This window comes from Actinophytocola sp. (assembly GCF_009379765.1).
Taxonomy (GTDB): domain Bacteria; phylum Actinomycetota; class Actinomycetes; order Mycobacteriales; family Pseudonocardiaceae; genus Actinophytocola.
Genome location: NZ_WHTD01000254.1, coordinates 1 through 8,350, shown reverse-complemented (window position 1 = coordinate 8,350; position 8,350 = coordinate 1). Strand labels below are relative to the sequence as shown.

At 70.4% G+C, this 8,350-nt stretch carries 7 protein-coding genes and 1 pseudogene; 5 read left to right on the top strand and 3 right to left on the bottom strand.

The window, feature by feature from the left end:
* From GEV28_RS40990 to GEV28_RS40975, 4 genes and pseudogenes are all read left to right on the top strand, one after another.
* Positions 1 to 756 (top strand): annotated as a pseudogene (locus GEV28_RS40990) (benzoyl-CoA-dihydrodiol lyase); the annotation flags it as partial.
* Positions 757 to 839: 83 nt separating this feature from the next.
* The gene (boxB, locus tag GEV28_RS40985) at positions 840 to 2,261 is read left to right on the top strand and encodes a benzoyl-CoA 2,3-epoxidase subunit BoxB (protein WP_291419592.1); all 1,422 of its coding nucleotides are present in this window, start codon (positions 840 to 842) and stop codon (positions 2,259 to 2,261) included.
* A gap of 16 nt (positions 2,262 to 2,277) precedes the next feature.
* Complete coding sequence (locus GEV28_RS40980) at positions 2,278 to 3,861, top strand: benzoate-CoA ligase family protein (protein WP_291419590.1); 1,584 nt, start codon at positions 2,278 to 2,280, stop codon at positions 3,859 to 3,861.
* Positions 3,861 to 4,718, top strand: a complete 858-nt coding sequence (locus GEV28_RS40975; RefSeq protein ID WP_291419589.1) for an amidohydrolase family protein — start codon at positions 3,861 to 3,863, stop codon at positions 4,716 to 4,718. The genes GEV28_RS40980 and GEV28_RS40975 overlap by 1 nt, the downstream gene beginning before the upstream one ends.
* A gap of 242 nt (positions 4,719 to 4,960) precedes the next feature.
* Here the strand turns inward: GEV28_RS40975 and GEV28_RS40970 are convergent, their stop codons facing one another.
* The 3 genes from GEV28_RS40970 to GEV28_RS40960 all read right to left on the bottom strand — a co-directional run bounded on the left by GEV28_RS40970 (position 4,961) and on the right by GEV28_RS40960 (position 7,072).
* Complete coding sequence (locus GEV28_RS40970) at positions 4,961 to 5,398, bottom strand: DUF1707 domain-containing protein (RefSeq protein ID WP_291419587.1); 438 nt, start codon at positions 5,396 to 5,398, stop codon at positions 4,961 to 4,963.
* Between the two features lie 70 nt (positions 5,399 to 5,468).
* A complete protein-coding gene (locus GEV28_RS40965) occupies positions 5,469 to 6,170 on the bottom strand; it encodes a class I SAM-dependent methyltransferase (protein ID WP_291419585.1) in 702 nt (233 codons plus the stop codon).
* Positions 6,167 to 7,072 carry a GNAT family N-acetyltransferase gene (locus GEV28_RS40960; RefSeq protein WP_291419584.1) on the bottom strand — a complete coding sequence of 302 codons (906 nt, stop codon included), beginning with the start codon at positions 7,070 to 7,072 and terminating at the stop codon, positions 6,167 to 6,169. The genes GEV28_RS40965 and GEV28_RS40960 overlap by 4 nt, the downstream gene beginning before the upstream one ends.
* A 189-nt stretch (positions 7,073 to 7,261) precedes the next feature.
* Here GEV28_RS40960 and GEV28_RS40955 point away from each other — a divergent pair, with 189 nt between their 5' ends.
* Complete coding sequence (locus GEV28_RS40955; protein WP_291419582.1) at positions 7,262 to 7,624, top strand: nuclear transport factor 2 family protein; 363 nt, start codon at positions 7,262 to 7,264, stop codon at positions 7,622 to 7,624.
* Positions 7,625 to 8,350: the final 726 nt, after the last annotated feature.

Genomic DNA, 8,350 nt, shown 5'->3' with positions numbered 1-8,350 from the left:
TCTCGATACTCGCCGCGACATACCGGGCCCGTCGTCCACGTTGATCCACAACGCGACAGACTCACAGATCGGCAGGTCAGACACATCACCGACACGCCTGACCTGTCCACCCCACCTCATGTGCGGAAGACGGGGCTAGCTGACGACCACTGGCTGGCCAACGAGATCGTGCACTACTACAAGCGCACGCTGAAGCGGCTGGACGTCACCAGCCGCAGCCTGATCGCGCTGATCGAGCCAGGCTCCTGCTTCGCGGGCATGCTGGCCGAGTCGGCCTTCGCCTGCGACCGGCAGTACATGCTGGACGACCAGGAGTCCGACGAGGTGGCGACCATCGTGCTGACCGAGGCGAACTTCGGTCGGTACCCGATGGGCAACGGCATCTCCCGCCTCGAGTCCCGCTTCTACGGCGACCCGCGGCACCTCGAGACGTTGGCCAAGGAGAAGGGCAACCGGCTCGGTCCCGCCGAGGCGAACGAGCTGGGCCTGGTCACCGACGCGCTCGACGACATCGACTGGGACGACGAGATCCGGATCGTCGTCGAGGGGCGCACCGCGCTGTCCCCCGACGCGTGCACCGGGATGGAGGCCAACCACCGGTTCGTCGGGCCGGAGACCATCGAGACCAAGATCTTCGGCAGGCTCACCGCCTGGCAGAACTGGATCTTCAACCGCCCCAACGCGTCCGGCGAGGAGGGCGCGCTGCGGCGCTACGGCACGGGGCAGAAGGCCGTCTTCGACCGGAAGCGGGTATGAGCCATGAGCCGACTGACCAACGTCACCACGTTGCTTCGTGCGAATGCCGTCCACGCCGAGCGGAGCGAGGCAGGTGTCACAACATGACCACCTCGATCAACTACGAGGACAAGATCCCCAACAACGTCGACCTGTCGTCGGACCGCAGGTTGCAGCGTGCGCTGGAGGGCTGGCAGCCCAAGTTCATGCACTGGTGGGGCGAGATGGGCCCGACCCTGGAGACCCAGGGCGTCTACCTGCGCACCGCGGTCGCCGTCGGCCGGGAGGGCTGGGCGCACTTCGACCACGTCAACGTGCCCGACTACCGCTGGGGGATCTTCCTCGCCGAGCGCGACCCGAACCGCACGATCGCGTTCGGCGAGCACATGGGCGAGCCGGCGTGGCAGCAGGTGCCCGGCGAGTACCGGGCCGACCTGCAGCGGCTGATCGTGATCCAGGGCGACACCGAGCCGGCGTCGGTCGAGCAGCAGAAGCTGCTGGGGCTCACCGCGCCCAGCCTCTACGACCTGCGCAACCTCTTCCAGGTCAACGTGGAGGAGGGCCGGCACCTGTGGGCGATGGTGTACCTGCTGCACGCGTACTTCGGCAAGGAGGGTCGTGAGGAGGCCGAAGGCCTGCTGCTGCGCAACTCCGGCAGCCCCGACTCGCCGCGCATCCTCGGCGCGTTCAACGAGGAGACCGCCGACTGGCTGGCGTTCTTCATGTTCACCTACTTCACCGATCGGGACGGCAAGTACCAGCTTGGCACGCTGAAGGAGTCCGCGTTCGACCCGCTGTCGCGCACCTGTGAGTTCATGCTCAAGGAGGAGGCGCACCACATGTTCGTCGGCACCACCGGGGTCGACCGGGTGGTGGAGCGCAGTGCCGCGCTGATCCGCGAGCACGACACGCTGGACATCGGGCCGCGCGGCGGGATCCCGCTGGACATCATCCAGAAGTACATCAACTTCCACTACACGGTCTCGCTCGACCTGTTCGGCAGCGAGACGTCGACCAACGCGGCCAACTACTTCACCGCGGGCCTCAAGGGACGGTGGCAGGAGACCCGGCGCAAGGACGACCACCTGCTCACCGAGGACGGCGTGTTCCTCGACCGGCCCAACACCGACGGAACCTGGGGCAAGGAGGAGCTCTCCACACTGCTGGCGCTCAACCTCGACCTGCGCGGCGAGTACATCGCCGACTGCGAGACCGGGATCAAGCGGTGGAACCGCATCCTGGAGAGCGCCGAGATCGATCGCCGGTTCGCGCTGCCGCATCCGGGGTTCAACCGGTCGGTCGGGGTCAGCGCGGGCTTCCACGTGACACCGGAGGGCACCATCGTCGACGAGGCCACCTGGCAGGCCGCGAAGCACAGGTGGCTGCCGACGAGCGAGGACCTGGCGTTCGTGCGATCGATGATGCGCCCGGTCTACGAGCGGGGCAAGATAGCGAGCTGGGTCGCCCCGCCGCGCAACGGCATCAACGGCAAACCGTTCGACTACGAGTACGTGTATCTCACCTGACCCGAGGCGGTCGACGATGACTCCCACCACGTTCAACGCAGCCGAGTACTTACTCGACCGGCACGTTCGCGACGGTCACGGCGACCGGCTCGCGGTCGTGTGCGGTTCGACCTCCCTGAGCTATGCCGAGCTCGCCGACGAGACCCGGCGGGTCGCCGCCGGGTTCCGGGCCATCGGGGTGCGCCCGGAGGAGCGGGTCATGCTCTGCATGGCCGACGGCGTCGAGCTGCTCACCGGCATCCTCGGCGCGATGTACCTGGGCGCGGTGCCCGTTCCGGTGTCCACCATGGTCACCGGCGGTGAGCTCGCCACCGTGCTGGCCGACTCGCGGGCTCGGGTGCTGTGCCTGTCGGTGGAGTTCGCCGACGCCGCGCGGACCGCGCTCGCCATGGCACCCGAGGTGGAGCACGTCGTGCTCGACGGCGACGTTGACCTCGATGGGATGCGGTGGAGCGAACTGCGCACCGCGGAGGAGACCGGTGCGCCGTACGCGACCTGGCCGGACTCGCCGGCGCTGTGGCTCTACACCTCGGGCACCACCGGCAAGCCGAAGGGCGCGATGCACCGGCACGGCAGCGTGCGGGACGTCGCCGAGCTGTACGGCGACGGCGTGCTCGGCGTCGCTCCCGGCGACCGGTGCCTGTCGGTGCCCAAGCTCTTCTTCGCCTACGGGCTGGGAAACTCCGCGTTCTTCCCGCTCGCCGCGGGTGCGACGACGATCCTGGAACGCGCGCGGCCGACCCCGCAGGTGATAGCCGCGCTCGCCGCGCAGGCGCGGCCGACGCTGTTCTTCGGCGTGCCGACGTTCTACTCAGCGCTGCTGAACTCCGACGTGCCCGACGACAGCTTCACCTCGGTGCGCCAGGCCGTCTCGGCCGGCGAGCCGCTGCCGCCGGTGCTGTTCTCCCGGTTCCGCGAGCGGTTCGGCGTGGAGATCCTCGACGGGCTCGGCTCCACCGAGGCGCTGCACATCTTCCTGTCCAACCGGCCTGGCCAGGTGCATCCCGGCTCGTCCGGCACCCCGGTGTCGGGCTACCGGGTGGAGATCCGCGACGAGTACGGCGCGCCGGTCGAGGAGCCCGGCAAGGCGGGTGACCTGTTCCTGTCCGGGCCGTCGGTGGCGACGGGGTACTGGTGCCGCACGGAGACCACGCGCGCGGTGTTCCAGGGCGAGTGGCTGCGGACCGGGGACACGTACGTGCGCAACGAGGACGGCACGTACACGTGTCTGGGCCGGTCCAACGACATGCTGAAGGCGGGCGGCATCTGGGTGTCGCCGGCCGAGGTGGAGGAGCGGCTGCTGGAGCACCCGGACGTCGCCGAGGTCGCGGTCGTCGCGGGGCGCGACACCGACGGGCTCGACAAGCCGATCGCGTGCGTGGTGCCGGTGGCCGGCCGCACGGTCGACCCCGCGGCGTTGGTTCGGTGGTGCCGCGAGGGCCTCGCCGCGTACAAGCGGCCGCGGGCGGTGGTGCGGATGGCCGAGCTGCCCAAGACGGCGACCGGCAAGATCCGCCGCAACGTCCTGCGTGAGCTGGTGGCCGAGGAGCTGGTGGTGCGTCAGGTTTCCGATGTGACGCCGCCGGCGGTGCTCACCTGATGCTGGACGGGATGCCGCTGGTCGACGCGCACGTGCACGCGCCGCGGCTGTCCACGTTGAAGCCGGCGTGGCGGGAGTGGGCGGTCGAGTTCGCCGGGCGCTACGACTGGCGCGCGGCCTACGACGACGCCGGCGATCCGGTGCCCGCCGCGCTGGACGCCTTGCTGGAGTCCGAGGGCGTGGACCGCGCGTTGCTGTTCTGCGAGTACAGCCCGCGGGCCACGGGCATCCAGCCCATCGAGGACAACCTGCCCCTGGTGGAGCACAACCCGGTGCGGTTCCGCCTGGTGGCCAGCGTGAACCCGCACCTGCACCATCCCGTTGCGTCCGAAGTGGAGCGTCAGCTGTCGCTGGGCGCGGTGGCGTTGAAGATCCACCCGGTGCACGGCGGCTTCTCGCCGTCGGACAAGGAGCTGTACGCGGCTTACCAGGTGTGCGCCGACCGCGGTGTGCCGGTGATCGTCCACACGGGATCGTCGACCTTCCCGGGCGCGCGGGCGCGCTTCGGCGACCCGTCGTTGCTGGTGGACGTGGTCGAGGACTTCCCGACCCTGGACGTGATCCTCGCGCACGGCGGCCGGGGTTGGTGGTACGACGTGGCGGCGTTCCTGGCGTTGGCCAAGCCGAACGTGTGGCTGGACCTGGCCGGGCTGCCGCCGCGCAGGCTGCCCGAGTACTACGCCCGCTTCGACCTGGAGCGGTTGGCCGCGAAGTGGGTGTTCAGCACGGACTGGCCGGGGATTCCCGGAGTGGCGCGCAACGCCCGCGCGCTGACCGAGCTGGACCTGCCGGAGGAACTGCTTCGCGGCGTGCTGGGAGGCAACGCCGCGAAGCTCTTCCCCGGCCTGGGTATCTAGCGCCCCAGGCGACGCTTCGCGCGCGGCAACGCGGACCGGAACAGGACGCTGTCCTCGGATACTGTCCAGGACAGCGGTGTATGTGACACTCATGGTCGCGCGGGATTCCCCTGTGAAGTTGATCTGTGAGAGGACCACTTCGTAGCGGGGATCCGTGCGGCTGTGGCCCTGACGTAAGCCTCGGCAACGTCGCGAAGCCGTCGCGAAGCTCGCCCCCGGCCGGAGCGTCTGACCGTCCGGTCTCAGGTCCGGTTGCCGCGGCCGATCCGCCCGAGCACCCCGAAGGCCATCGGAATGAGCAGCCAGACCGGCCAGAAGTTCTCGACGTGACCGGAGCCGATGCTGGTAGCCAGCCAGATCACCGTGCACACGACGAAGATGCCACCGAACCCGCCCAACCACGCCCGGACGATCTGCCCGGTGCGTGAGGAGGACACCGGCGGCGGGGCGGCCGCCTGTGGTGCCGCGTCGGAGCGCGGCTGAGACCGCTGCGAGACGACCGTGCCGGGCAGGTCGTCGAGCAGCCCGCTCAGGTCGCCGTACGTCTTGGCCGCATAGGTCTTCTGCAGGCGCTCGTCGTACTCGAGGAGCTCCAGGCGGCCCTCGTCGAGCGCCTGCTTCAGCGTGTCCGCCACAGCCTGACGGTCGCTGTCGCCCGCCCGCATCTCGTCACGACCCATACGGCCAAGGATGCCAGCGTCTCGCCAGGACGGCGATCCTGCTGGAGGGATATCTCGTCACTGACCGTGGTCAGCGGGCCAGCGCCAGGTACGCGAAGCCGAGCATTCCCCGGTACGTCGTCAGGTACTCCCTTTCCCGCGCATCCTCCCGCTCCCGTACCTCGGTCGCGCGCGGGTCGTCCGGGTTGGACACCAGCCACTCCCGCGGCCCGGCGCGATGGCCCGACTCGAAGTCGTCCCACTCGCGTTGGTCGGCCGTGTCCACGTGGAGGACCTGCCAGCCCGTCTCGCCGGCCGCCGCCACCAGGTCGGCCAGCGGCAGGACGTCGTCGCCGAAGATGGCGTGGGCGGCCGGGGTCGGCAGGGCCGGCCAGCAGCCGTCGCCGACCAGGACACGGCCGCTCGGCACCACCTCCGCCAGCGCCGCGAGCATGGCGTGGCTCCCGCCGAACGCGTGCGACGAGCCCACGCACAGCGCCCGGTCCGCGGTGCCGCGCCAGTCCGCCGCCGGCTGCTCGACGAACTCCACGGCCAGCCCGCGGTCCCGAGCCGCTCGCCGCCCGCGGTCGAGCGCGCCGGCGTCGGTGTCCACCCCGGTCCCGGAACCATCGCGAGCCACGGCGCGCAGGAGCAGCTCACCCCAGCCGCAGCCGAGGTCGACGATGCTCCCGCGAGGCTCCAGCCGGTCCAGCAGCAGCTCGGCGTGGTCCTCGGCGAGCGGGGTGTTCCACCGCAGGCGTGCGTACCGCGCGGCGGCGAGCGCGTCGGTCACTTCAGGTAGACCCTTTCCTGGGTGATGGGGTATCCGGCGCGGGCGAACGTCGCCGCCATCGGGGTGTTGGTGGTGTCGGTCTCCGCGGTCACCTGCTCGGCGTCCTCCGCCACGAGCAGGTGGGTGGCCTCGAGGAGCAGGTCGTAGGCGTAGCTGTGGCCGCGCTGCTCGGGCACCACGCCGACGATGCCGATCGTCGCGCCGGCGTAGTTGCGCCCCGGCACCGTGAGCCCGACCAACGTGTTGTCGGCGTAGGCCAGTCGCCACCACTCGCGCGGTGACGGCATCCAGCGCAGGAACTCCAGCTCGTCCCGCGCGGCCGCCTCCGCGCCGCCCTGTGCCATAGCGCGCTTCTCGTGCGCGTCGAGCGAGCCGTGCGCGATGCGGCGCAGTACGTCGAAGACCTTGTCATCGTCGGGCTCGGGCGCGAACCGCAACCGGCCCGGTCGGTCCGGCAGGCCGGCGGCCGGCGTCCAGGTGTACCGAAGCCGCTCGACGAACCGTCGCATCCCGGCTCGCTCGGCGACCTCGATGCGGGCCTCGCCCGCCTTGCGCGCGGCCGGGTCGTCCCGCCAGCGCGGCGGCAGGACCAGGCAGTACTCCGTGTCGATCCCCGCGGTGCGCAGGATCTCGACGGCCGCGCCGGCCTCGCCGTCGAGGAAGTCCAGCCAGTCGAGCGCGAGTGGCTTGTCGTCGTCCGGGCCGCCCCACCACGCGGCGCGGGCCACCACCCGGCCGTCACGCAGCGCCAGCCAGGTCCACTCGGGCCGGTACTGCCCGAGCGCGATGAGCTCGCGGTAGTCGCGCCCGGTCGACTGAATGCCGACGAGCGCGGGTTCGACGAGAGACAGGAACAGCTCCTCCTCGCCCGCGACGAGCGGGCGAACGACCAGATCGGTCATGTGAGTCCTTCGGTTCGCGCGCTCCCTCAGGCCCGCGAGAACGCCCGAGCCGCGGGGTGGGAGCGCATGGTCGAGTCGGTGAACATCGCTCTCACCTCCTTTCGCTCGAGGGCGTGCAGAGGACTCAAGCACAACCGGCCGGGGGTCGTCCACCCGAAATTGTCGTACCCCGGTGGCAGAGTGCGGGACATGCCGAACCTGACCCGTCACCAGCCCGCCACCACCCCCAACGACCTGGGCCGACTCTTCGTCGAACGGGCCAACGCGGGAGACGTGGAAGGGCTGGTCGCGTTGTACGAGCCCGAGGCCGTGCTGGCGTTCCCCAGCGGCAACTTCGCCAGCGGCCACACCGAGATCCGCGCCGTCTACCAAGACCTCGTCGCGACCGCGCCCGCGTTCCAGGCCGGCGCCCAGGAACCGGCCATGATCTCCGGCGACCTGGCGCTCACGTCCACCCGCCTGGTCGGCGGCGCGGTCACGGTCGAGATCGCGCACCGCCAGCCCGACGGCACGTGGTTATGGGCCATCGACCAGCCCAACATCCTCCGGTAGGTCCGAGGTGGGGGTCGCGTGACCGACGCCCCCAACGCCCGCCTGCGACGCGGGCTGGAACTCCTACGCCACCGCCGAGCATCGACGGCCGCCGACCGCGCGGCGTCAGCACGGCCTGGCATGCCGCCAGAAGGCCAAGTTGGCTCACCTGGCCGAGCGGTCGGCCGCCGACCAGCCACCCGAAGCGATCACGCACACCCAGGGAGACCGAGGAAGCGGACAAAGTCGGCTGACCTTGGCGGTCCGGCGGGAGCACCGCGGGCCGGCGGTCGTGCGCGGGTGTCGGGAGCTGGGACCGGCTGGTCGGTTGGAGCGTGTCCTGTGGATCATGGCACTGGGTCTCGGAGCCAGACTCTGATCGAGAGCGCGTCCGGTCTCGGGATCGACTGCGACAGTCTATTTGGGACATTTGTGCCGATCGAAGAGTTCGGTCTCGGTGGGTGTTGGCGGCCGTGGCGGATTCGGTGGCGGTGGCGGTGGACAGGGGCTTCAGTGATGAGGAGTTGGTGTGTCGCCTGATCGGCCGTCGCTTCCCTCACGCCGGGGTGTGTTTCTGGTGTGCCACGACCCAGGTCTGTCGCGGCGGGCCGTTCGCCGATGTCGCCCATGGAGCTCCGCGGTCGCAGGGAGATCCCCCGCCGGTTCGGTGGCGCCGGTGTTAGCTGGCCCGGGGGTCAGGGGGCGCCTCCTGCGCATGATCGATGTGTTGGGTTTGGTCCGCGTACG

Coding starts and splice junctions, on each gene's coding strand:
- boxB (WP_291419592.1), top strand. CDS start 840: ATGACCACCTCGATCAACTACGAGGACAAGATCCCCAACAACGTCGAC.
- GEV28_RS40980 (WP_291419590.1), top strand. CDS start 2,278: ATGACTCCCACCACGTTCAACGCAGCCGAGTACTTACTCGACCGGCAC.
- GEV28_RS40975 (WP_291419589.1), top strand. CDS start 3,861: ATGCTGGACGGGATGCCGCTGGTCGACGCGCACGTGCACGCGCCGCGG.
- GEV28_RS40970 (WP_291419587.1), bottom strand. CDS start 5,398: ATGGGTCGTGACGAGATGCGGGCGGGCGACAGCGACCGTCAGGCTGTG.
- GEV28_RS40960 (WP_291419584.1), bottom strand. CDS start 7,072: ATGACCGATCTGGTCGTTCGCCCGCTCGTCGCGGGCGAGGAGGAGCTG.
- GEV28_RS40955 (WP_291419582.1), top strand. CDS start 7,262: ATGCCGAACCTGACCCGTCACCAGCCCGCCACCACCCCCAACGACCTG.